Source organism: Nitrospirillum guanabarense (assembly GCF_034653355.1).
In the GTDB taxonomy this organism is placed as follows: domain Bacteria; phylum Pseudomonadota; class Alphaproteobacteria; order Azospirillales; family Azospirillaceae; genus Nitrospirillum.
The window spans coordinates 831,545-855,780 of sequence record NZ_JAYEER010000001.1 but is presented as its reverse complement, the minus strand read 5'-3'; the positions used below and the strand labels follow the sequence as shown (position 1 = coordinate 855,780).

General features: G+C 68.5%; 20 protein-coding genes. 5 read left to right on the top strand and 15 right to left on the bottom strand.

Annotated features, from left to right (window positions below; genetic code table 11):
- Positions 1-27: 27 nt before the first annotated feature.
- From UAA55_RS03545 to UAA55_RS03520, 6 genes are all read right to left on the bottom strand, one after another.
- Complete coding sequence (locus tag UAA55_RS03545) at positions 28-1,056, bottom strand: DUF2891 domain-containing protein (RefSeq protein ID WP_322951288.1); 1,029 nt, start codon at positions 1,054-1,056, stop codon at positions 28-30.
- Positions 1,053-2,009 carry a DUF979 domain-containing protein gene (locus tag UAA55_RS03540; RefSeq protein WP_322951287.1) on the bottom strand — a complete coding sequence of 319 codons (957 nt, stop codon included), beginning with the start codon at positions 2,007-2,009 and terminating at the stop codon, positions 1,053-1,055. The genes UAA55_RS03545 and UAA55_RS03540 overlap by 4 nt, the downstream gene beginning before the upstream one ends.
- Positions 2,006-2,686, bottom strand: coding sequence for a DUF969 domain-containing protein (locus UAA55_RS03535; RefSeq protein WP_322951286.1), 681 nt, complete (start codon positions 2,684-2,686; stop codon positions 2,006-2,008). The genes UAA55_RS03540 and UAA55_RS03535 overlap by 4 nt, the downstream gene beginning before the upstream one ends.
- A complete protein-coding gene (locus tag UAA55_RS03530; RefSeq protein ID WP_322951285.1) occupies positions 2,686-6,339 on the bottom strand; it encodes a hydantoinase B/oxoprolinase family protein in 3,654 nt (1,217 codons plus the stop codon). The genes UAA55_RS03535 and UAA55_RS03530 overlap by 1 nt, the downstream gene beginning before the upstream one ends.
- Positions 6,340-6,540: 201 nt before the next feature.
- Positions 6,541-7,131 (bottom strand): helix-turn-helix domain-containing protein, encoded by a 591-nt coding sequence (locus UAA55_RS03525; RefSeq protein WP_004271904.1) that lies wholly within the window; start codon positions 7,129-7,131, stop codon positions 6,541-6,543.
- Positions 7,132-7,469: 338 nt separating this feature from the next.
- Positions 7,470-9,293, bottom strand: coding sequence for a M61 family metallopeptidase (locus UAA55_RS03520; protein ID WP_322951284.1), 1,824 nt, complete (start codon positions 9,291-9,293; stop codon positions 7,470-7,472).
- A gap of 578 nt (positions 9,294-9,871) precedes the next feature.
- On the opposite strand from UAA55_RS03520, the gene UAA55_RS03515 reads away from it, so the two are divergent.
- Both UAA55_RS03515 and UAA55_RS03510 read left to right on the top strand, forming a co-directional pair.
- Entirely contained in the window at positions 9,872-10,459 is a 588-nt protein-coding gene (locus UAA55_RS03515; protein WP_322951283.1) for a DUF4142 domain-containing protein, read from the top strand.
- A 122-nt stretch (positions 10,460-10,581) separates the two neighbouring features.
- The gene (locus UAA55_RS03510) at positions 10,582-11,850 is read left to right on the top strand and encodes a lysozyme inhibitor LprI family protein (RefSeq protein ID WP_322951282.1); all 1,269 of its coding nucleotides are present in this window, start codon (positions 10,582-10,584) and stop codon (positions 11,848-11,850) included.
- A 5-nt stretch (positions 11,851-11,855) separates the two neighbouring features.
- Here the strand turns inward: UAA55_RS03510 and UAA55_RS03505 are convergent, their stop codons facing one another.
- The 7 genes from UAA55_RS03505 to UAA55_RS03475 all read right to left on the bottom strand — a co-directional run bounded on the left by UAA55_RS03505 (position 11,856) and on the right by UAA55_RS03475 (position 19,098).
- Positions 11,856-12,260 (bottom strand): methylglyoxal synthase, encoded by a 405-nt coding sequence (locus tag UAA55_RS03505; RefSeq protein ID WP_322951281.1) that lies wholly within the window; start codon positions 12,258-12,260, stop codon positions 11,856-11,858.
- A 30-nt stretch (positions 12,261-12,290) separates the two neighbouring features.
- Complete coding sequence (locus UAA55_RS03500) at positions 12,291-13,019, bottom strand: FadR/GntR family transcriptional regulator (RefSeq protein WP_322951280.1); 729 nt, start codon at positions 13,017-13,019, stop codon at positions 12,291-12,293.
- A 30-nt stretch (positions 13,020-13,049) separates the two neighbouring features.
- Complete coding sequence (locus UAA55_RS03495; protein ID WP_322951279.1) at positions 13,050-13,985, bottom strand: SMP-30/gluconolactonase/LRE family protein; 936 nt, start codon at positions 13,983-13,985, stop codon at positions 13,050-13,052.
- Between the two features lies 1 nt (position 13,986).
- Complete coding sequence (locus UAA55_RS03490; protein ID WP_322951278.1) at positions 13,987-15,552, bottom strand: sodium/sugar symporter; 1,566 nt, start codon at positions 15,550-15,552, stop codon at positions 13,987-13,989.
- 208 nt (positions 15,553-15,760) lie between these two features.
- On the bottom strand, positions 15,761-16,390 hold the full coding sequence (locus UAA55_RS03485) for a 2-dehydro-3-deoxy-6-phosphogalactonate aldolase (protein WP_322951277.1): 630 nt from the start codon (positions 16,388-16,390) through the stop codon (positions 15,761-15,763).
- A gap of 40 nt (positions 16,391-16,430) precedes the next feature.
- On the bottom strand, positions 16,431-17,360 hold the full coding sequence (locus UAA55_RS03480) for a 2-dehydro-3-deoxygalactonokinase (RefSeq protein WP_322951276.1): 930 nt from the start codon (positions 17,358-17,360) through the stop codon (positions 16,431-16,433).
- Between the two features lies 1 nt (position 17,361).
- Positions 17,362-19,098: an IlvD/Edd family dehydratase gene (locus tag UAA55_RS03475; RefSeq protein WP_322951275.1), complete on the bottom strand. Its 1,737-nt coding sequence runs from the start codon at positions 19,096-19,098 to the stop codon at positions 17,362-17,364.
- Between the two features lie 425 nt (positions 19,099-19,523).
- Here UAA55_RS03475 and UAA55_RS03470 point away from each other — a divergent pair, with 425 nt between their 5' ends.
- Positions 19,524-20,378, top strand: a complete 855-nt coding sequence (locus tag UAA55_RS03470) for an SDR family NAD(P)-dependent oxidoreductase (RefSeq protein ID WP_322951274.1) — start codon at positions 19,524-19,526, stop codon at positions 20,376-20,378.
- A gap of 22 nt (positions 20,379-20,400) precedes the next feature.
- Here UAA55_RS03470 and UAA55_RS03465 read toward each other — a convergent pair whose 3' ends face one another.
- On the bottom strand, positions 20,401-21,819 hold the full coding sequence (locus UAA55_RS03465; RefSeq protein ID WP_322951273.1) for an aminotransferase-like domain-containing protein: 1,419 nt from the start codon (positions 21,817-21,819) through the stop codon (positions 20,401-20,403).
- Positions 21,820-21,990: 171 nt separating this feature from the next.
- Here UAA55_RS03465 and UAA55_RS03460 point away from each other — a divergent pair, with 171 nt between their 5' ends.
- A complete protein-coding gene (locus UAA55_RS03460; protein WP_004273595.1) occupies positions 21,991-22,890 on the top strand; it encodes a LysR family transcriptional regulator in 900 nt (299 codons plus the stop codon).
- Positions 22,891-23,008: 118 nt separating this feature from the next.
- Complete coding sequence (locus tag UAA55_RS03455; RefSeq protein WP_322951272.1) at positions 23,009-23,857, top strand: oxidoreductase; 849 nt, start codon at positions 23,009-23,011, stop codon at positions 23,855-23,857.
- Between the two features lie 104 nt (positions 23,858-23,961).
- On the opposite strand, the gene UAA55_RS03450 is transcribed toward UAA55_RS03455, so the two are convergent.
- The gene (locus UAA55_RS03450; RefSeq protein ID WP_322951271.1) at positions 23,962-24,129 is read right to left on the bottom strand and encodes a hypothetical protein; all 168 of its coding nucleotides are present in this window, start codon (positions 24,127-24,129) and stop codon (positions 23,962-23,964) included.
- Positions 24,130-24,236: the final 107 nt, after the last annotated feature.

Here is a 24,236-nt window from a genome sequence, read left to right as displayed (position 1 = left end):
ACCCCTCCCTCATTCAACCTGTCGCCGTCACACCCCGTCCAGCGCCAGCACGGCGAAGCTGGCCAGCCAATGTTCGCCCATGTAGTCGGATTCCAGGTGCGGCAGGGCGTCCGCCAGGTGCAGGTCAGCCGCCGCCCGCGCCTGGATGGCAACGGGGTCCGCCGGGTCCAGCTGGGCGGCGATGGCGCGCCAGCACCAGGCGCGGCTGAGGTTCAGACCGTCCAGGTGGGCGATGGTGCCGTCGCTGCGGTCGCTGACCGTGGCCGGGGTGAACAGGGTTCGTGGTTGGCCATCCGCCACGCCGGGCAGCAGGCGGGCGAACCAGGCGCGGAACTCCGCACGCGGCAGCACGGCGGCCATGGCGACGGCGGAGGTCAGCACCGGCGACAGGAAATCGGTGCCCGACGGTTCCCACACCTGGGCATCGGCATCACCGCCGTACCAGGCCTGGGCGGTTTGGGTGATGAGGTCGGCCAGGCCGTCGTCGCCCCGGCGTCGGGCATAGGCCATGGACAGGGTCAGGGCGAAGGCGGTGTTGATGTGCAGGCCGGTGCGCACCGGGTACGTCGCCTTGGGCAGATAGGCCTTCAGCCGGCCCACGATCTCCGCCGTCAGGGGCGCCAGCGCCGTGGCCCAGGCGGCGCCGACAGCGCCCATGCCGGTGCGGCGCAGTTCGGCGGCCAGCAGCAGGTACCAGGCCCAGCCGTAGGGCCGTTCGAAGGTGCCGGTGTTGGGCCGCTGGAAATAGGCCAGTTCGCCCGCGACCTTTTCCGGTGTGTAGCTGTCGGCGAACAGGGCGCGGATGCGGTCGGCCACCGGGCTGCCGGGAAACAGCCGCAGGGTGCGGGCCAACAGCCAGTGGCCATGGACGCAGGAATGCCAGTCCAGGCTGCCAAAGAAGATGGGGTGCATGGCGCGCGGCGTCCGCGCGTCCTCCGGCCCGTTCAGGAAATGGGTGATGACGTTGGGGTATTCACGGGTGACGTGGCCCAGCGCGATCTCGGCGAACCGGACGGCGTGGGCCTCGCTGAGGCCGGGAAAAGCGGAATTGGTCATTTGGGGAAACCCAGGATTTGGATCAGCAGGGTGTTGGCCACCAGGACCAGCAGGGCCGTCGGCACCTGCGCCCGGATGACCGCGTTGCGGTCCGGCAGCTCCAGCAGGGCGGCCGGGACGATGTTGAAATTGGCGGCCATGGGCGTCATCAGCGTGCCGCAGAAGCCCGACAGCATGCCGATGGCGGAGATGACGGCCGGGTCGCCGCCGAAGCGGCCCACCAGCAGCGGCAGGGCGATGCCCGAGGTCATGACCGGAAAGGCGGCGAAGGCGTTGCCCATCAGGATGGTCAGCAGCGCCATGCCGCCGGTGTAGGCGCACACCAGGGGGAAGCGGTGGTCCAGGGTCAGGTACTGACCCACCAGCGCGGCGACGGCGTCACCCACCTTGGCCAGCGCGAAGATGCCGCCCAGGGCCGCCAGCACCTGCGGCAGTATGGCGGCCCAGCCCACCAGTTCCACGAGGCGCCGGGCGTCACGCAGGGGGGTGCCCAAGCGCTGCCGGGTGTACAGGACCGTCGCCGCCAGCGCCGCCACGATGCCCAGCGCCAGCCAGATCAGCGTGCCCTGCTTGGGGTCCACCAGCGGCCGGCCGTTCCAGGTCAGGGCCGGCCCCCAGATCGTGCCCGCCAGGGCGATGACAGGCGGCAGGAACAGGATGGGGAACAGCCAATAGCCCCAACGCCGGGCCTGTTCCTCGCGCGCCTCGCGCGGGGCGCAGGCCTCCGTCCCCCGTCCCATGAGGCCGAAGCCACCCAGGACGGCCAAGGCCAGCACCAGGATGCCGTTGGCGAGATCCCCCAGGTAATCGCCCGCCAGGAAGCTGAGCGCCAGCAAGGCCCAGAACAGGCCGGCGCCGAGGCGCCGGGGATTGCCGGCGTCCCGCGCCGAGCGCCAGGCGATGGCGGCGAACATCAGGCCGGCCAGGTCATAGGCGACGCTGATGCCGATCATGACGCCACCACCCCTTTTGCGGCCTTCAGCCGGCGGTCCAGCAGCAGCAGGCGGGCGCCGTGGATCACCACCGCCACGAGGGCGGTGGGGATGGCCCAGACCGAAACGTCCAGGGGACTGACTTCGATGCCATTGGCGGCCAAGTAGCCCTTGATCAGGATGACGGAGCCGATGGCGACAAAGATGTCCTCGCTGAAGAACAGGGCGATGTTCTCCGCCGCAGCGGCGTGGGCCCGCACCAGCGTGCGCTCCGCCGGCGCCAGGGGCCGGCCCAGCGTCTCCTCCGCCACCGCCTCGCCCATGGGGGCCAGCACGGGGCGCACCATCTGGGCATGGCCGCTGAGGTCCTTGGCCCCCAGGGCCGCCAGCACCTGGCGCAGAACGAAGAACACCAGGTAGGTGCGGCCGACCGTGGCGGCCTTCAGCCCCCCGATCAGGCGCTGCGCCTGCACCTGGATGCCCAGGCGTTCCAGCAGGCCGATCAGGGGCAGGAACAGGTAGACCAGGCAGATGTAGCGGTTGGTGTTGAACAGGCGGCCGAAGGCGGCGACGATCTCAAGCACGCCCATGCCCGCGGCAAGGCCGGTGCCGAAAGCCGCCGCCACCGCCACCAGCAGCGGGTTCAGGCGGGCGGCGAAGCCGGCGGCGACGATGGCGATGCCGACCAGGCTGAGCATCAGGCGTCGCCCTCGCCCGCCTTGCCATAGCCGCCACCGCCCGGTGTCTTGACCAGGATGGCGTCGCCCGGGTTCATGGCCACGGTATCGGTGGCGGCCAGCACCTGGACCGTGCCGTCGGCCCGGTGCACCTCCGTCACCCCCGGCGCGCCCGGCCCACCGCCGTCCAGACCGAAGGGCGGCACGCGGCGGCGGTTGGACAGGATGGCGGCGGTCATGGGCGCGCGGAAGCGGATCAGCCGCTCCACCCCATCACCGCCGCGATGGCGCCCCACCCCGCCGGAGCCGCGACGGACGCCGAAGCGCTCCACCAGCACGGGGTAGCGCACCTCCATCACCTCGGGATCGGTCAGGCGGCTGTTGGTCATGTGCGTCTGCACCGCACTGGTGCCGTCGAAATCGGCCCCCGCGCCGGAGCCGCCACAGATGGTTTCGTAATACTGGCGGGCGTCGTCGCCGAAGGTGAAGTTGTTCATGGTGCCCTGGGCACCGGCCATGACGCCCAGCGCCCCGTAGAGCGCGTCCACCACCACCTGGCTGGTCTCCACATTCCCGGCCACCACCGCCGCCGGATAGGTGGGGTTCAGCAGGCAGCCGGCCGGCACCTTCAGCACGATGGGCTTCAGGCATCCCTCGTTCATCGGGATCTCGTCATCCACCAGGGTACGGAAGACGTAGAGCACGGCGGCGCGGCAGACGCTGAGCGGCGCGTTGAAGTTGGTCTCCAACTGCGGGCTGGTGTCGGTGAAGTCCACCAGCGCCTGGCGCGCCCGCCGGTCCACGGTGACGGCCACCTGGATGACGGCGCCGTTATCCATCTCATAGCGGAAGGCACCGTCCCTCAGCACGTCGATGACGCGGCGCACCGCCTCCTCGGCGTTGTCCTGCATGTGGGCCATGTAGGCCTCGACCACGTCGCGGCCGAACTGCCCCACCATGGCCGCCATCTCCTCCGCCCCCTTGGCGCAGGCGGCCACCTGGGCGCGCAGGTCGCCGATGTTCTGGTCGGGATTGCGGGCGGGATAGCGGCCGCCGGCCAGCAGGGCCCGCGTCTCCTCCTCCAAAAACCGTCCGCCCTCCACCAGCAGGAAGTTGTCGATCAGCACGCCCTCGTCCTCCACGGTGCGGCTGTCGGGCGGCATGGAGCCTGGGGTGATGCCGCCTATGTCGCCCTGGTGGCCGCGCGCCGCCACGAACACCAGCAGGCTGCCGTCGCCGTCGAACACCGGCATGACCACGGTGACGTCGGGCAGGTGGGTGCCGCCGTTATAGGGCGCGTTCAGCATGTAGACGTCGCCGGGCCGCATGCCCCGACCATCCTTGGACCGCGCCTCGACGATGGCGCGCACGCTGTCGCCCATGGAGCCCAGATGCACCGGCATATGCGGGGCGTTGGCGATCAGCCCACCGTTGCGGTCGAACAGGGCACAGGAAAAGTCCAGCCGTTCCTTGATGTTGACCGAATAGGCGGTGTTCTGCAGGGCGTAGCCCATCTGTTCCGCCACCGCCATGAACAGGTTGTTGAACACCTCCAGCATCACCGGATCCACGGTGGTGCCGATGGCGGTGCGGGGCGCCAGGGCCACCACCCGTTCCAGGATCAGGTTGGCATGGCCGTCCACCCGGGCGCGCCAACCGGGCTCAATCACCGTGGTGGCCGTGGCCTCGCGGATCAGGGCGGGACCATTCACCTCATGACCGGGCGCCAGGTGGACGCGATCATAGACGGGGGTGCCGGCCTCGGCACCCGCCATATAGGTGCGGACCTCGGCCAAGGGCCGTGGTGCGCCGGTGGCCGCGTCCCCGGCCGCGGCCGTGATGCTGCCGCGGCCGGGATGGCCGATGGCCTCGGCCGCCAGCGCCTCCACCACCACGGCCTTGCCCGGGGCGATGAAGCCGAAGCGGCGCTGGTGAGCGTCGGCGAAGGCGTCGGCCAGTGCCGTGGCGTCACCGAAGGGCACGGCCAGGCTGGTGTCGGTGCCGGCGTACTTCAGCCGGGCGGTCAGTTCGATCGCCACATCCGCCACCGGCACATCCTGGGCGGCAAGGGCGGCCTTGGCCTCCCGCGCCAGGGCGTCGGCCGGTGTAGTGAGATCCAGGTCCGCCGACAGCGGCTGTTCCACCGTGCGGTCGCGGATGACGCGAAGGTCGGCCAGGCCCATGCCATAGGCCGACAGCACGCCGGCGAAGGGATGGATCATCACCCGCTTCATGCCCAGGGCGTCGGCCACCAGGCAAGCGTGTTGGCCGCCGGCGCCGCCAAAGCAGGCCAGCGTGTATTGGGCCACGTCGTAGCCGCGCTGCACGGAGATTTCCTTGATGGCCTTGGCCATCTTCTCCACCGCGATGGTGATGAACCCTTCGGCCAGTTGATGCGGTGTGCGCTCCTCCCCCGTCGCCGTCTTGACCTCGGCGGCCAGGGCGTGGAAGCGGGCCTCGACGGCGGCCAGGTCCAGCGGCTGGTCGGCGCCGGGCCCGAAGACGTGGGGGAAGAAGGCCGGCCGGATCTTGCCCAGCATCAGGTTGCAGTCGGTGACGGCCAGGGGGCCGCCCCGGCGATAGCAGACGGGACCGGGCACCGCCCCCGCCAATTCCGGGCCGACGCGGAAGCGCGACCCGTCGAAGGTACAGACGCTGCCGCCGCCCGCCGCCACGGTGTGGATGTTCATCATGGGCGCGCACAGGCGCACGCCGGCCACGGTGGTCTCGTAGGTGCGTTCATAGGTGCCGGCGTAGTGCGACACGTCGGTGGAGGTGCCCCCCATGTCGAAGCCGATGACCCGGTCGAACCCGGCCTCGACCGCCGTGCTGACCATGCCGACGATGCCGCCGGCGGGACCGGACAGCACGGCGTCCTTGCCCTGGAAGGATCGGGCATCCACCAGGCCGCCGTTCGACTGCATGAACAGCAGCCGGGGCTTGCCACCCTTTGCACCTTCATTGTCCTTCAGCGCGCCCGACACCTGGTCGACATAGCGGCGCAGCACCGGCGACAGGTAGGCGTCCACCACCGTGGTGTCGCCCCGGCGCACCAGCTTGATCAGCCGGCTGGTCTCATGGCTGACCGACACCTGGGTGTAGCCGATGGCGCGGGCGATGGTGGCCACGCGCCTCTCATGATCGTCGAAGCGGTAGCCGTGCATTAGCACGATGGCCACAGCGCGGTAGCCGGCGTCATAGGCGGCCCGCAGGTCGCGGCGGGTCGCGTCCTCATCCAGCGGCATCGGGATGGCGCCGTCGGCATCCACCCGTTCCGCCACCTCGATCACACGGGTATAGAGGGCGTCGGGCAGGCTGATGTGGCGGTCGAACAGGCGCGGGCGCGCCTGGTAGCCGATGCGCAAGGCGTCGGCATGGCCCCGGGTGATGGCCAGCACCAGCGGCTCACCCTTGCGCTCCAGCAGGGCGTTGGTGGCGACGGTGGTGCCGATCTTCACGGCGTCGATGTCGGCGGGGAAGGCGGGATGGTCCGCCAGCAGGGCGCGGATGCCGGCGACCGCCGCGTCCTGGTATTGCTCGGGATTTTCCGACAGCAGCTTGGCGGTCAGCAGCCGGCCGTCGGGCCGGCGGGCGACGACATCGGTGAAGGTGCCGCCGCGATCGACCCAGAATTCCCAGCCGGATCCGCCTGCCTCCGGACGCACTGCCGCCATGTCCCGTCTTTCTTCTTGAGTGCCCGCGGGGGAGTTGTCCCCCACGGGCCGCCTGATGCCGACGGGCCCTACCCTACCCTGGTGCCCCGTTCGGGACCAAGGTCGGATCGTTAGTGAAAGTGACCGAAAGACCGCCGCCGCTGTTCCGAAAATACTGCCGACGGCGCCTGAAACGGAATTATGTACTTGCTGGCCCGCCCCTTACTTGGCGCGCTGGGCCTTCTTGAAGACGCTGGGCGTGCCGACGTACAGCAACACCGCTTCCTGGTCCGTGCGGTTTTCCACCGTGTGCTTCATGCGGGCATCGAAATGCATGCTGTCGCCTGCCTTCAGGGTGGTGCGGGTGTTGCCGGCCGTGGCGTAAAGCTCACCCGACAGGACGTAGCGGAAATGCTCCCCATTGCGGGTATCCACTGGGAAGGCGTGGCCCGGCGGAATCTTCATCAGGATGATGTCCAGCTTGCGGTCATCCAGGTCCGACGCCAGGTCGATGTACTGGACGGGGCTGTCCACCTCGATGATGTTGGGCTTGGCGGCGCGGTGCACGATGGTGCCGGTGTTGGGCACCTGCATAAAAAAGGAGATGTCGACCTCCAGCGCCTCGGCCAGCGCCAGCAAGGACACCAGCGAGGGGACGCTGAGGTTGCGCTCCGCCTGGCTGATGAACGGCGCCGACAGGCCGGAGCGATCGGCCAGCTGCTGCAGCGTCAGGCCCATGTCCTTGCGACGCTTGCGGATTTGCTCCCCGATGGGCATGGACGGCTTTTTGGCCCGGGTACTCAAAATCTGCATTGGAATTCCTCGACCTTCCTCAACGGGCCGACACCAGGGGATATCCCGGCCGCCCCCACCTCCTCCTGAAACGCTAGGCCCCATTCCGGAACCGTTGGGTCGGTTCCGGCCCTGTTTGGTACTTGCACCGTCTGCCCGGGCCCCCTTGCGCACCCTGGATGATGCACGCGAGGGTAGGTCAAAAAATTTAAGTCAGAAAATTTTGCGTTGCCACCATAGGATAATTTTGTTCCGTGTCCACCCCTGGAACCTGGGGCCTGCATTGCGCAAAAATCCGCCATTCCGGACATTTTATTTCGCATGCCCCCGGCCCGCGCGGGCCGGGGGTGCCAGTCCCATCAGTCGCGCGGGGTCAGCAAATCATCCAGGCGTGCCGGCGTGCCTTCCACCCGTTCCAGGTGCGGGTAGCGCAGGCCGTCGTGGTAGTCGATGCGCACGATGCGGTAGCGGTCGCCGTTCTTCACGATCAGCTCCACCGCCGGACCCTGGCCCTTGGCCGCCGTCACCGCCGCCTTCATGCGGTCGGCGTCATAGGCGACACCGTTGACCGCCACCACGCTGGTCCCCACGGTCAGGCCCGTCTTGAAGGCCGGGCCGTTCCACTGGACGCTGGTCAGCATGCCGGCCTTGTCCAGGGCCAGGCCCAGGGAATAGGTCAGGTTCAGCGAACCCGGCACCTCGTTGGCGCGGCTGGCCTCGGACAGCGGCTGGTCGGTGTAGACCAGCTTGTACCCGCCACGGGCCAGGCCATCCAGCGGCGCGGCCTGGTGCGTGTCCAGACGGGTGCGCAGGAAGGTCGCCCAGTCATAGGGTTCCACCTGGTTCAGCGTCTTGACCACGTCGTCGAAGGTGTATGTCGCCGGGACGTAACTGCCGTCGTTGATGCCGAAGAAGGCCTTGGCGAAATCGTCAAGGCTGCGCTTGCCGCCCGACCGCTCGCGGATCAGGCTATCGGCGTCCAGCCAGATCATCTGGCCTTCGATGTAGTAATCCTCGGCGCGCTGCCAGCTGATCCACGGCGCCGGGCGGCGCATGGCGACGGTGGGGCCGTTGGTGGTGTCGGCCAGGTCGCGCCAGGCGCGGCCCGCCCGGGTTTCCAGGGTGGCGGCCACGCCGGCCAAGTTGTCCAGCGCCTGCTGCCGGGTGGTCAAACCGGCGCGCGCGGCCAGCACCCAGCCCCAGAACTGCGTCTGGCCCTCATACACCCACAGACCGCTGTCGCGCATGGGCACGTTGAAGTTGGGCGTCCATAGGTCCGCCGGGCGGCGGTACTTGCCGTTCCAGGAATGGGTGTATTCGTGCGACAGCAGCTCATGCCCCGCCGACTTGTTCCAGTCGGTGAAATAGGTGGGCGTGGTGCCGTTCTCGCTGGAGCGGTGATGCTCCAGGCCGATGTGGCCCAGCTTGTCGCTGAGTGCCAGCAGCATCTCGTAATGATCGTAATGGCGGGCGCCGAACAGCTTGTCCGCCTGGACCACCAGATTGCGGTGGAAGGCGATCTGGTCGGGCGTCGCCTCCAGCAGTTCCGGCCGGTCGGCGACGATGTTCAGGTGCATGGGGGAGCGCCCGCCCGGGTCCAGGTCCAGCCGGCGGTAGTACCGGCCGGCGAACATGGGGCTGTCCACCAGGGTTTCGAAGGGCACGGTCTTGAAGGTGGTGACGCCGTCTTTGCCGGCCTCCTTGGCCACATCCAGCGCCGTGCCGAAGCCCCAGCCTTCCGGCAGCTTCACGCTGGCCTCCACCGGGATGCGCCGGGTGAAGTAGCCGGCGGGATAGAGGGCCACCGCGTTCCACTGCACGTTCGTCATGTCGGGCGTCATGACGATGCGGCCCTGGTTGTCGGCGGTGGGGGAAACGAATTGGAATTCCATCTCCAGCGCCGTGGCGCCCTTGGGCACGTCGACATGGAAGCCGTAGACCTCGACCGGGTCGCGTTCCCATTCCACCCGCTGGCCGTCGGTGGCCCCGCCCTTGGCATGGATGATCAGACCGGCCAGCTTGTCGATGGCCCCGGTGGGGGAGTGGTTGCCCGGCAGCCACTTCGGATACAGCAGGGTCATCGGGCCGGGGCCCTTCACCGGTACCGATTCCTTCACCCAGAAGATCCGGCGCTCGGTATCGGTGGCGTCGACCTGCAGCCGGATGGTGCCGGGATAGGTCACGTCCTGCGGGTCGGGGATGGGGGCCGCGGCGGGATAGGGCTGCGGCAGGGCCTCATCGGCACCGGACCGGCATGGCCGACAGCGAACTCACCAGGGCGGTACCGGCCGCCAGCACGGCGGCCAGGGACAGGACGGAAGACTTCACGGACATCAAACCCCATCTTGTTGGCCCGCCCCGCGCAGGCATGTTGGCATGGGCCAAATCTTAGCTTAGCCCTTCAATTCATATGTAAAAATCTTGCATTGTTTCTTTAATAATTTGAACGGCGAAATTTTTGATACGGCGCGCGTCCATGTCCGTGGCGTCAATCCAGAAGGCCGTCCAGGCTGGTTTCCGGGTCGGCGTAACCTTTGCTGGCAAGGACGATGGGCCGCTCATCCCACAGGCGGTCCTCATAGGTCAACTCGATGCGGTCATCCGACCAGCCTTAGCGCCGATACTGTCCCGCCCCCCGATGCCGCCAAGTCGTTGGCCGAGGTGGCGGGCGGAACCGGATGCCCCCCTTGGCACTTCTGCTGGGGTTGTGGGCGGCCCACCCGGACCGCCCGATCCATCCCCGTCATGAGGAGTTGCCATCATGAGGACCCTGACCGGCAAGGCGGCCGCCGCCTCCGCCCTGTGCCTGATGCTGTTCGCCCCCGCCCTCGCCACCCCGGCGTCGGCGCAAGACTCCGTGGGCGACAAGGCCAAGTCCATGGGCGAGAAGACCGGCGCCAATTCCGTCCTGGGCGTCACCCCGCGGACGGAGGATTTCGTGAAGGAGGTCGCCATCGGCGACATGTTCGAAATCCAGTCCAGCGAGCTGGCGCAGCAGAAGGGCGACGCGGCCACCAAGTCCTTCGCCAACCAGATGATCCAGGCGCACCAGAAGACATCGACGGAGCTGAAGACCATCGTCACCGGCGGCACCGTGCAGGCGACCATCCCCACCGCCCTGGACAGCGCCCATCAGAAGAAGCTGGACAAGCTGAACAGCCTGAGCGGCGCCGACTTCGTGAAGCAGTACCGCGAGGATCAGGTGAGCGTGCACAAAGACGCCGACAGCGCCTTCCAGCGCTATGCCAAGGGCGGCGACAACGCGGCCCTGAAGGACTGGGCCGCCAAGACCGAACCCACCATCGCCTCGCATCTGGAAATGGCCAAGACCCTGGACAAGGTCAAATAAGCAGGCGGGCAATGGTATCGGAAAGGGCGGTCCTTCGCGGCCGCCCTCTTGATTTCGGCCATTCCCCGTCCCCGTTGGTGTACCTATAGGTTTATGGGGATCATCTTCGGGGGACGACGCCTGTGCCCATTGCACCTTGGAAAAAGCCACGCCTGTGGCTCTTCATCCTGCTGACCTTCCTGATTCCCCTGGCTTTTTCCATCAGCCACCCCGCCCGTGCCGATGAGGCAAATATGACGGTGGCGGTCAACTGCGACCAGAAGGCCATTACCGCGACCTTGAGATTCTTCACCTACGACCCAGCGTCAGAGCCGACCCCGCCGGGGGAGCTCCACGACGCCGAATCCTTTCCCCGCTATGACGACCATCGCCGGCCGCGCATCGTTTGCGACTTCGGCGGACATAAGACGATTTCCATCACGGTGGGGATAAACCCGTATCATCTGGATTCCACCAACGCGACCATCTATGTCGGCGATGTGGAGGCGGCCAGCGCCTTGTTCTACACCACCGCTGATGATCGTCCGCACAACGATACGGACATGATGGTGGTCTTCACCAGCCCGAAAGCGGCCAAGATTTGCGTCAACACCACCCCCTGCGAGACCCTGGATTTGACCGCGCCTGGACCTCAAGCCCCAGGAACCCCAGCCAAGGCCGCGCCCAGCTTCGACTGCGCCAAGGCCTCCGCCCCGCTGGATTTGCTGATCTGTCGCGACCCCTGGCTGCCGGAGTACGATCAACGCATGGCGGAAGTGTTCCGCCAGATGACCCGACAGACGGGACTGGTACCAGGTGTGACAGACGCTGAACGGTCAACTTTCATGACCAATCATCGGGCCTGGCTGAAATCCCGGGCCTCCGCCTGCGGTATCCCCGACCATGGCGCCCTGTCACCTGACATCCCCATGGGGAAGGCGTTGGGCTGCTTGGCCGAGCTTTACGACGACTACACGACGGAATTGAGCAAGCTCATGGCCAAGCATTTGGCCAGCGCGCCGGCCGTCACCGCTCTGCTGGGAACCTGGTCGGACACATGTGGTGAGCGTGATCCCAGGGCCTTCGTTCTCACGCTGTCGAAGGCTAAGGACGGAACCATCGCCGTTGAAACCTTCCCCAATTGGACCGCCTTTGCCGACATAGACACGATCAACCAGTACACGCTGGCGGATCTGTCGGCGACACCGGATGGCGGCCTGTCCCTGGTATTGCTTAACAAAATGGCCCTGGACCAGCGCACACAGGTCGTGTTGGCCCAGGATGGGGGCAAGTTGCGGCTTTGGTCGCTGACTGGAGACGATGGCGCCACCTATGTCAACGAAGCGACGGCTCTAATGAATCGGGGAACGGGAATGGTGGCGCCCTGGATGACGCGCTGCCCGACGAAATAACGCCCTCAGCTCTGCGCCATCGCCGCCACCAGAAGGCTGGCGGTGGCGGGGTTGCAGGCGAAGGGCAGGTCGGCCAGCGTCGCCAGGCGCAGCAGGGCCTTCACGTCCACGTCGTGCGGCAGGGTACCCAGTGGGTCGACGAAGAAGATCATGATGTCCAGCCCACCCTCGACGATCATGGCGCCGATCTGCTGGTCGCCGCCCAAGGGGCCGCTGCGCAGGCGGGTCATGTCCAGGCCGTCGATGACCTCCGCCACCCGGGTGCCGGTGGAGGAGGTGGCGTATATCTTTCCCGCCCGCAGGAAGTCGGCGTGGGCCAGGGCCCAATCGACCATCGCCTGCTTTTTGCCGTCATGGGCGATCAGCCCGATGGCCAGCCTGCCATTTTCACGACTGGCGTCTTCACGCATCCTGCAAACTCCGGATTTTCAGGCGGGATCTCACGAAGCCGCGGCCTTGCCCTCGGCCTCCTCGCCCTGCGACAGCAGGTCCAGCGCTTCCTGCATCAGGTAGCGCATGGCGGCCTCCGCCCGGGGGGGATCGCCCGCCAGGATGGCCTCGGCCACGGCATTGTGGTCGGCCACGCTGGCCAGGCGCACGCCCTTGTACTGGTTGGTGCGCCGGATGCTGAAACGCAAGGCGGTGTCGATCAGTTCCCGCAGCTGCAGGTAAAAGCGGTTGCCGCTGGCCTTCAGGATGGCGACGTGGAAGTTGATGTCGGTGGTCAGGGGATCATCCTCCCCCCGCTCTGCCGCGTACATGCGGTCGATGGCCACCTTGATGGCGGCCTTCTCATCCGGCGTGGCGCGGGCGGCGGCCAGCTGGGCCGCAAGCGGTTCCACGGCCAGGCGGATCTCTGTGAATTCCGCCAGCAGGGGCAGGGAAAACTTGCGCTCCAGAATCCAGCGCAGGACGTCGGGGTCCAGCAGGCTCCAGCTTTCCTCGGGCTCGACCCAGGTGCCCTGGCGGGGGCGGGCGCGCAGCAGGCCTTTGGCCGTCAACATCTTCACCGCCTCGCGCAGCACGCTGCGGCTGGCGCCGTAATGCTTGCAGAGGTCGGCCTCGATGGGGAAGGGCTTGTCGGCGCTGTAGGTCCCGGTAACGATCGCGGCCCCCAGATCCTGGACGATGGCGAACGTCAGGTTTTGGCCGCGAAACTTGGCAATCATCCCTTCCCCCACATTATTCCTCACAACCACTTATATCCCTGCCGAGGCCAATTTGAACGCACTATCCACCAAGCCGCGCACGCCGATGGTACCGATATCATACACGAATAGGTTGCCGGCGTTGGGATCGGCCGCGATCTCGGCCTCCGTCATGCCTTCGCGCGCCGTGGTGACGAACAGCAGGGTCAGGTCCGGGCCGCCGAAGGCGATACAGCTGACCCGGGCCGTGGGCAGGGGGATGACGCCGGCGACGCTGCCGTCGGGAGCGTAGCGCACCACCTGGGCCGCGCCCCACTGCGCGCTCCACAGGTGGCCGGTGGCGTCGATGTTGGCGCCGTCGGGGTAGGCCCCCTCCTCCGTCGTCACGAAAACGCTTTCATTCGACGGCGTGCCGGTGGCGGGATCGTAGTCGAAGGCGCTAATCCGGCGGGTGACGCTGTCGGCGTAGTACATGCGGGTGCCGTCGGGGCTCCAGCACAGGCTGTTGGAGATGAGGGCGCCGTGCACCAGGGGCGTGGCCCGGTCCCGCCCGTCCAGGCGGTAGAGCGCGCCAGCCAGCGACCTGGCCGCCCGCGCCGCCTCATCCTCCACCATGGTGCCGGCCCAGAAGCGGCCCTGGCGGTCCACCCGGCCGTCGTTGAAGCGGACGCCGGCGGGCAGATCCTGCCGCGCCAACCATTCGACAAGGCCCGTGCGCGGCGTGAACAGGGCGAAACCGCTTTCGAAGGCCACCACCAGGCGGTCGGCGTCGCCCTCGATCAGGCCGAAGGAGCAGACGCGTTCCGGTGCCGCGAAGGTCTCCACCGCGCGGCTGGCCCAGTCCAGACGGTGCAGGCGGCGCGCATGGATGTCCGTCCACCACAGCGACTGGTCGCGTTCATCCCAGGTGACCCCTTCGCCCAGGGCATTGCCCAGGGCGAAGGTGGCGATCAGCGGGGCGTCGAGCAGGGGATGGGCATTCGTCATTTTACCACCAGGTGATGTAGAGGGCGGACAGGACGACCAGTACCACCAGGGCCGCGATGTTGAAGCCGGTGGTGGTGGAATAATCGATGCCCTTCAGCTTGACTTTGATCTGACCCGGGATGGCGGCCGGGGCCGCCAGCGACACCAGCACCGCGCCGGCCAGGCACAACAGGAACACGACGCCCACGCGGTCCATGAAGGGCAGCGCCGGCAACCAGATCTTGAAGGCCAGCGACAGCACGGCGGACCCGATGGCGGCGGTCAGGGCGCCGGCGGCGCTGGCGCGGGCCCAGAACATACCCAGCAGGAAGATGACGCAGATGCCCGGCGTGAAGAAGCCGGTGAATTCCTGGATGTACTGGAAAGCCTGATCGAAGTTACCCAGCAGGGGCTTCGCCACCACGATGCCGATCAGCACCGCCACCACGCTGACGACGCGGCCCACGGCCACCAGATGATGCTGGGACGCGTTCGTCTTGATGTGGGCGTAGAGGTCCAGGGTGAAGATGGTGGCCACGCTGTTGATCTTGGACGCCAACGACGCGACGATGGCCGCGACCAGGGCCGCGAACACCAGGCCCTTCAGGCCCGTGGGCAGCATCTTCATCAGTTCCGGATAGGCCTGGTCAGGCACCGGCAGGCCCGGGATCAGCATCACGGCGGCCAGGCCCGGCAGCACGATGATGACCGGCATCAGCAGCTTCAGGAAGGCGGCGAAGACCACGCCGCGCTGCGCCTCGCGCACCGACTTGGCAGCCAGGGCGCGCTGGATGATGTACTGATTGAAGCCCCAATAGGACACGTTCATGACCCATAGACCGCCCACCAAGACGGAGATGCCGGGCAGGTCCTTGTAGAAGGGGCTGTCCTTGGTGAGGATCAGCTTGAACTTCTCCGGCACGTTGGCCGCCAGTTGGTGGAAGCCGGCCACCACGCCCTGGCCGTCGGCGATCTGGTTCAGGGCCAGGTAGCTGATGATCAGCCCGCCCATGACCAGCAGGCCCACCTGCACGATGTCGGTCAGCGCCACCGCCTTCAGCCCACCGAACAGGGAGTAGGCGCAGGCGAACAGGCCCAGGGCGATCAGGGCGTACATCTGGTCCACCCCCGCCACGGCGTGCACGGCGATGGAGCCCAGCCACAGGATGGAGGCCAGGTTGACGAAGACGTAGACGCCCAGCCAGAACACGGCCAGCGTCAGGCGCACGCTGGACCCGTACCGCTGCTCCAGGAACTGGGGCATGGTGTAGATCTGGTTTTCCAGGAAGATGGGCAGGAAGTACTTGCCCACGATGATCAGGGTCAGCGCCGCCATCCATTCATAGCAGGAGATGGCGAGGCCGATGGCGTAACCGGAGCCCGCCATGCCGATGATCTGCTCCGCCGAGATGTTGGCGGCGATGAGGGAGGCGCCGATGGCCCACCAGGGCAGCGACCGGCCGGCCAGGAAATAATCCTTGGCGTTCTTCTCATGGCCGACCTTTTCCCGCGACACCCACTGGGCCAGCAGGAAAATGAACACGGCGTAGAACCCCAGCACCGCAATATCAAGCGTCGCCAAACCCATCGGCGTACCCCCCTTATGTTATTTGGCCTTTTCAAGGCCCCCTCAGTCGCCGGGCGCGGCCATCCGGCCGGCCCAGGTTTTCCACGGCCGCGAAGCGGCCTTAAGGGCTTCCTCAGTTTCCAGTCCACCGCGTTCCCCGGAAACTTCCGGCGGACGCGGTCGCGTCCTATCGCCGCCGAAGATCGGTGGCGGGTTCTTGTACCAGACTTTACGAGAGCTTCAGCGCGGCGCGCACGGCGGCCACCAAGCTGGCGGCGCGGTTCGCCATCTCACCCAAATCCACGCCCGGCTTGTACAGGTCGCCGCCGGAGCCGAAGCCGGTGACGCCGGCATCGACCCACGGCTGCAGGTTGGCGGCCGTCACGCCACCCACGGCGTAGACGGCGACGTCGGCCGGCAGCACGGCCTTCAGCGCCTTCACATGCCCCGGGGCGTGGCTGCTGGCCGGGAACAGCTTCAGGTGGCGGGCGCCGGCGCCGATGGCGGCGAAGGCTTCGGTCCCCGTCGAGAAGCCGGGCATGGACACCATGTCCAGCGCCACGGTGCGGGCGATGACGGAAACGTCGACATTGGGCGAGACGATCAGCTGACCACCCACCGCGCGCACCGCGTCCACCTTGTCCGGCGACAGCACGGTGCCCGCGCCCACCAGGCAGTCGTCGCCGAAGGTCTGCACCAGCCGCTCGATGCTCCGCAGCGGCTCCGGCGAGTTCAGCGGCACCTCGATGGCGCGGATGCCCGCGTCGTGCAGGGTGCAGGCCACGGCCACCACCTCATCGGGCGTCACTCCACGCAGGATGGCCACCACGGGCATGTGCTTCAACCAGGCTTCGGTCATGACGCGTTCCTTCACAGGGGGGCCCTTCACAGGCGGCCCTTCACAAACGGCGGAAATAGGCCAGCAGGCCGGCGGTGGATTGCTCGGCGCCGTTCAGCGCCAGGGCGGCCACGCCGTGGCTGGCCAATGCCAGGGTATATAGGGTGTTCAGCGCCGGCGCGCCCACCAGGACGACCCGCGCGGGCGCCGGCCGGCCCAGCGCCCGGTGCCGGGCCAGGGTGGCGGCCACGTCGCCGCCGATGACCAGGCCGGACAGGAAGCCCAAGGCATCCTCAGGGGTCAGGACACCCGCCATCTGGCGGGCGCGCGTCTCGAACAGCAGATGCAGGACGTCGGCGCCCGCCTCGGCCACCCGGGCCAGGCCCTGGCGGAAACCGGCGTCCGGCGTGCCGTCCCATTCGGCCGCCCCGCGCGCCAGGGTGCTGTGCTTGGACAACAAGGCGTAGATCTCGCCCGACATGGCGGTGGTGAAGCCGGTGATGCGGCCGTCCGACAAATCCACCCACTTGGAATGGGTGCCGGGCAGGCACAGCAGGTGGTCGCCGGTGGCGAGAGCCGGACGGGTGATGAGGGCACCCAGCACTTGGGTTTCCTCCCCCCGCATGACGTCGGGGGCGCCCTGCAGGTTGGTGCCCTTCACGCCCGGCGCGATATAGACGGGCCGTCCGTCAAGATCGATGCGCTGCAGATGCCCGGCGATCTCCCCAGCCCCCGCCGGGGCGGCGGCGTAGGGCACCTCCACCCAGCCCAGGGTGGACCCCACCATGCCGCACAGCAGCAGGGGCAGGCGGCCGTGGGCGGCATCCCAATCGGCCAGCAGGCCGCGCACCGTGTCGGGGAAGCCGCCCGCCGGCACGGCGGCGGCCCCGGGACCGGTGCGGGTGCCCAGCACGGCGCCGTCCGCGTCAACCAGCGACAGGCGCAGGTTGCTGGTGCCCCAGTCGCCGGCGATGAAGACGGGTGCCGCCATGTCAGTGGGACTCCCGCGTGACGCGGTCGCCGCTGGCGCCCACCAGGAAATCCAGATCGCAGCCCTTATCGGCCTGCATCACATGCTCGACATGCAGGCGGTAGTAGCCGCGCGCCGGGATGGGGGCGGCGGGCCGGGCCGCCAGCTCGGCCCGGCGGCGGGCCAGCTCGGCCTCATCCACCAGCAGGCTCAGGCTGCGGTTGGGGCCGTTCAGCTCGATCTCATCGCCCGTGCGCACCAGGGCCAGCGGCCCGCCGGCGGTGGATTCAGGGGCGACGTGCAGCACCACGGTGCCGAAGGCCGTGCCGCTCATGCGGGCGTCGGAGATGCGCACCATATCCTTGACCCCCTTGGCCAGCAGCTTGGGCGGCAGGGGCATGTTGCCCACTTCCGGCATGCCGGGATACCCTTTCGGGCCACAGCCGCGCAACACCAGCATGGAGGTTTCGTCCACCTCCAGCGCCGGATCGTCGATGCGGGCCTTGAAGTCCTCGATGGTGTCGAACACCACGGCGCGGCCGCGATGGGTCAGCAGCTCGGGCGAGGCGGCGTTGGGCTTCATCACCGCCCCATCGGGCGCCAGGTTGCCGCGCAGCACCCAGATACCCGAGACGGGCTTCACCGGGTTGGCCATGGGGCGGATGACCTCGTCGTTGTAGACCTCGCCCTCGGCCACGATGTCGCCGATGGTCATGCCGCCGACGGTGACGGCGTCCAGGTTCAGCTTGTCCTTGATCTTGGTCATCAGACCCGGCAGCGCGCCGGCGTAGTGGAAATCCTCCATCAGGTACCGGCCCGACGGCTGCAGGTCCACCAGCAGGGGGATATCGGCGCTCAAGGCGTCGAAATCCTCCAGCGACAGTTCCACGCCCACGCGGCCGGCCAGGGCCAGCAGGTGCACCACGGCGTTGGTGGACCCGCCGATGGCGGCGTGCACACGGATGGCGTTCTCGAACGCGGCGCGGGTCAGGATGTGCGACGGCTTCACGTCGTCCTTGACCATGGCGACGATGCGGCGGCCCGTCTCATGCGCCATGGCGCGGCGGCGGGCGTCCATGGCCGGCAGCGTGCCGTTGAAGGGCAGCGACAGGCCCATGGCCTCGATCAGGCAAGCCATGGTGGAGGCGGTGCCCATGGTCATGCAGGTGCCGGGCGAGCGGGACATGCCGGCCTCCGCCCCCATGAAGTCCTTCAGCGTCATCTCGCCGGCGCGCACCGCCTCGCTGAACTTCCACACGTCGGTGCCGGAGCCGATGTCCTTGCCGCGGTACTTGCCGTTCAGCATCGGGCCGGAGGAGATGACCATGGTGGGCAGGTCGACGCTGGCCGCCCCCATGATCTGGCCCGGGGTGGTCTTGTCGCAGCCGCCCAGCAGCACCACGCCGTCGATGGGGTTGCCGCGGATCAATTCCTCGACCTCCATGGCCAGCAGGTTGCGGAACAGCATGGCGGTGGGGCGCATCTGCGTCTCGCCCAGCGACATGGCGGGGAATTCCACCGGCAGGCCGCCGGCCTCCCACACGCCGCGCTTCACATGCTCCGCCACCTCGCGCAGGTGGGAATTGCAGGGGGTCAGTTCCGACCAGGTGTTGCAGATGCCGATGACCGGGCGGCCGTCGAACACGTCGCCGGGCAGGCCCTGGTTCTTCATCCAGCTGCGGTGGATGAACCCGTCGCGGTCCAGTTTCCCATAGCTGTGCGCGCTGCGTAACGTCCGCTTGCCGTCGTCGGTCATCATCCCACCGTCCACCTCGGGGCCTGGAGCGGCCCCGGGTCCTTGGCACCGGATGGGGGTGATGGATGGCCGGACCCTTGCGGGCCCAGGCCTGGTCGTGGCCTGGGCGCCCAAGTCACCCGGTCGCCCCGCGGCGGCGGATGGTGTGGCGCCGAAAGTGCCCGCACCCGCCATTTCCCCACCCAATGTCGTTATGATAGGAGGTCGCGGCGCATGGTTCGCGGTATCGTGACCGTCATGGCACGAGCCCGCGACCCGGCGTCCAGCCTCCGGTTCTTGATATGATTTATCGGACAAAAATACGCCCTGTAAAGGGGATTTGGTGCCATAGGGAATTGCGGCCCCGGTGGCGCCGTTCTAACTATCCTTCCTGACCCGGCCGCCCATGACCTGACGCTCATGGGGCCAACGCTCAAGGAAGGCATCCCATGCCCGACAGCAACCAGCCCGCCACCGGCCCCATCGATACGCCGGAAGAGCCGCCGCCCGGCGCCCCGGAAGGCGTCACCCAGCACCTTTATCCCGTGTATGGCGACCTGGCGGGCAAAGCCGTGCTGATCAGCGGCGGCGGGTCGGGCATCGGCGCCTATCTCACCTACGCCTTCGCGGCCCAGGGTTGCCGCGTCGCCTTCATCGCGCTGCGCGAACAGTCCGCCATGACCTTGGTGCAGGCGGTGGAGGTCGCGACGGGCCAGCGCCCCGTCTTCCTGCGCTGCGACCTGCGCGACGTGGAGGCGCTGCAGGCCAAGGTGCGTGAGGCGGAGGCGCAGATGGGCGCCTTCGAGGTGTTGGTCAACAACGCCGCCCGCGACGACCGCCACGCCACCGCCGACTTCACGGTGGCGGAGTGGGACGACAACATGGCCATCAACCTGCGGCCACAGTTCTTCCTGGCCCAGGCCGTGGCGCCGGGCATGAAGGCCGCCGGCGGCGGCGCCATCGTCAACCTGGGCTCCACCGCGCACAATCTGGGACTGGCGGGCTATCCGGCCTATGTCGCGGCCAAGGCTGGCGTCACCGGCCTGACCCGGGCGCTGGCCCGCGAGTTCGGGCCCGAGGGCATCCGCGTCAACACGGTGGTCCCCGGCTGGGTCATGACGGAACGGCAGCAGCGCCTGTGGGTGACGCCGGAGGCCCTGGCCGAAACCCTGGCCGCCCAATGCCTGAAGCGCCCCCTGTCAGGCGAGGACATCGCCAGCGCCGTGCTGTTCCTGGCCTCGCGCGCCTCGTCCATGATGACCGGGCAGTCGCTGGTGGTGGATGGGGGCCGCAGTTTTAGTTAAGCCCACGGTCGGCCGGGCGCCGCTAGATGACCCCCGGCGCGCCGCCCCCCTTGGGGCCCGCCAGCAGGCCAGCCACGCGGATGAGCGCGCCCTTCAGCGACGCCGTGTCGGGGGCGGCGCCCAGGGCCAGGCGCACGGCGGCGGGCACCGGGGTGTCGGTGGAGAGGAAAGCGTCGCCCGCCACCAGGGTCAGGCCGGTGCGGGCGGCGCGCTGGACGAAGGCGTGGGGCGTCCAGTCGGGCGGCAGGCTGAGCCACAGGTGCAGGCTGTCGGGCTGGGCCTGGTAGCCGCCCGGGGGCAGCAGCTCCGCCGCCAGCCGCTGGCGCGCCGCGGCCTCCGTCCGGATGGCCTCGGCCAGGGTGGCGGCGGTGCCGTCCAGGATCCAGTCCGCCGCCAGGCCGGCGGCCAGGGGCGAGGGCATCTGCATCTGGGTGCGCAGCACGCCCTCGAACCGCTCCGCCTGGATGGCGTCGGGGGCGGCGACGTACGCCGTGCGCAGCGCCGGCGTCAGGCATTTGGACAGGGTGGCCACATGCCAGACCTGGGCGGGGACCAGTGCCGCCAGCGGCGTGCCGGGGGCGGCCGCCAGCGCGCCGTAGGCGTCATCCTCCACCACCGTCAGGCCCTGGGCCTGGATGACGGCCGCCAGGGCCTGGCGCCGGCTTTCCGACATCGTCGCCGTCGTCGGATTGTGGTGGGTGGGGGTGCAATACAGCAGGCGGGCGCCGCCGCTGCGGCAGGCGGCCTCCACCGCGTCGGGCAACAGCCCTTCGCCGTCGCACGCAACCGCCACCACCCTGAGCCCCAGGCGCGCCGCGATGGCGGTGAAACCGGGATAGCTGAGCGTTTCCGCCAGCACCACGTCGGCCCGCTGCGCCAGCAGGGACAGGAGCGCATGCAGCGCCGCCTGCGCCCCCGGCGCCACCAGCACCCGGTCGGCATGGGGGCTGGCGACGGCGGCGACCCCGGCGGCGGTGTAGCGGCGGCGCAACCAGGCGGCTCCGGCGGTGCGTTCCGTCGCGCCGCCGCCGGCGGCGCGGTAGCCCAGGCGCCGTCCCAGGTCAGGTGCCCGCACCAGCCGCTCCAGCCCCTGGGCCAGATGGGTGCGCAGCAGGGCCAGCGGCTGCGGCGGCACGTTCATGGACATGTCGATGTCGCCCCGGGTCAGGGGCGCCATGTCCGCCGCCGCCCGATCGGAAATGAAGGTGCCCCGCCCCACCACGCCCGACAGCAGCCCGCGATGCCGCGCTTCCGCATAGGCGCGGGTGACGGTGGTGAGGTCAATGCCCAGGGCCTCCGCCAAGGCCCTTTGGGTGGGTAGCCGCTCACCGGGCACCAGCCGGCCGGCACCAATGTCGGCGGCCATGGCGTCGGCGATGGCCAGGTAAACAGGCCCGCCCCGGCCGTCCAGACGGGGTTTCCACAGGTCATCGTCGGGCATGGCGCCTCCCCATCGTCAATTGCATGGACATCATGTATGCGGACAATCCGTATATGAAGCCATGCAATCGCCTTATGCCATGATTCCCATCGCCTAGTGTCGGTCGACACAGCGCCAACGCCGGCGCCCATGCTAAAAAACCGACGATGATCCTGTCGGGGAAGGGACGGAATGCGGGGCAGTGAGTTCGCCGACCTACGCGCGTTCGCCACCATCGTGGCGTACGGCACCTTCGCGCGGGCGGCGGTGCAGTTGAGCGTCTCCCCCTCGGCGCTCAGCCAGACCATTCGGGGTTTGGAGGCACGGCTGGGCGTGCGCCTGCTGAACCGCACCACGCGCAGCGTTTCCGTCACCGATGCCGGTTCGCGCCTCTACGCCCGGCTGAAACCGGTGCTGGAGGAACTGGAGGCCGCCGTCGCCGACGTGAACGACCTGCGCGAACGGCCGGCCGGCACCCTGCGCCTGACCTCCTCCCGCGTCGGGGCGGAGCGGTTCCTGGCGCCCATCCTAGGTGAATTCCACCGGGCCTATCCCGACATCGTGCTGGACACCACGGTGGATGACGTGGTGCGCGACATCGTGGCGGAAGGGTACGACGCGGGCATCCGCCTGGGCGAGATGATCTCCGACGACATGGTGGCCATCAAGTTGGGCGGCAGTTTGCGCCAAGTGGCCGTCGCCACCCCCGAGTACCTGGCCCGCCACGGCGTGCCCCAGCATCCGCGCGACCTGCTGGACCACGCCTGCATCAACTGGCGCTGGACGGAGACGGGCCGCATCTACCATTGGGAATTCCAGGAACCGGGGGGCGATTGGTTCTCCGTCGCGGTGAAGGGCCCCATCATCGTCACCGACCGCAGCATGGTGCTGGCCGCCGCCCTGCAGGGCGTGGGCATCGCCTTGTGGCTGGAGGACCGTATCCTGCCCTACGTCAAGGACGGCCGGTTGGTGCCCATCCTGGAGGAATGGTCGGGCGCCTTCCCCGGATTTTTCCTGTGTTATCCCAAGCAGCGGCACACGCCCCTGCCCCTGCGCGTCTTCACCGATTTCATGCGCGCGACCTACGGCTGATTATGCGCGCCTTCCTTCATTAACCGTTTCGATTATGGCGCATACCGCACAGAGCGGCCGCCCCCCATCTTCAGCGCATCCCCGGTCAAGCGACCGGCTTTCAGAAAGGATGCGGATCATGACGACTGATGGCGTGACAGGCGGCCAAAAGATTTGGTTCATCACCGGCGTTTCGCGCGGCTTCGGCAGGGAATTGGCGCGCACGCTGCTGGACCAGGGCCAGGTGGTCATCGGCACCACCCGTGACGGTCGCAGCGATCTGCCGGAAGACGCGCGTCTGCACGTCCTGCCGCTGGACGTGACGGATGCGGCCCAGGTCAAGGAGACGGTGGCCACCGCCCATGCCTTGCGTGGCCGCCTGGACGTGGTGGTGAACAATGCCGGCTATGGCCTGCTGGGCGCGGTGGAGGGGGCCGACACCGCCGCCACCCGCCAGATGTTCGAGGTCAACTTCTTCGGCGCGCTGGCGGTGATGCAGGCGGCCCTGCCCCTGATGCGGGCGCGGCGGTCCGGGCACATCGTCAACATCACCTCCATCGCCGGGCTGGCCCCGGGGGTGGGGTCCGGCCTTTACGCCGCGTCCAAGTGCGCGCTGGAGGGCGTGTCGCTCAGCCTGGCGCAGGAGGTGGCGCCCCTGGGCATCCGCGTCACGCTGGTGGAACCGGGCGCCTTCCGCACCGACTTCCTGACCGACCATTCCTTGCGCGTGACGGGTGCCGGCATCGACGACTACGCCGCCACGGCGGGTGCCGCGGTGGCCCGTCTGCAGGCGCTGAACGGTGGGCAGCCGGGCGACCCGGCGCTGGCCGCCCGCGCCATCGCCGCCGCCGTGCGGTCACCCCATCCGCCGCTGCACCTGGTGCTGGGCACGGACGCCTGGAACCGGGTGCAGGCCCGGCAGGAAGCGTTCACCGCCAACCTGACCGACTGGCGGGAGGTCACCCTGGGCACCGACTTCCCCACCTGAGGTCACGGCGTTTCCAGGCGGCGGCATCCATGCGCGCCAGTTGGCGGTAGGGGCAAAGAGCCGGGGAACCGCCGCCCGGTCACCAGCGATGTGACCGCTTGTGCTTACTGGGCCAGCACGCGGGCCGCTTTCCGCGTCTGGCCGGCGATCTCGCGGAGGACGTCCACCACCCGTTCCATGGACTGGGCGACGGCGTTGAGGCGCCGCGTCGCGGAACCGGCGGTCCCGGCCTCCGCCGCGACGCCGCCCACCGCCTGGCGCGACCGGGTCATGTTGGCCGCCAGCTCGCGGGTGGACGCGGCCAGTTGCCCCGCCCCGGCGCAGGCATTCCCAGAATTGGCGGTAGTCCACGCCGTCCTTGACGCCGGGCTTCCCCTCT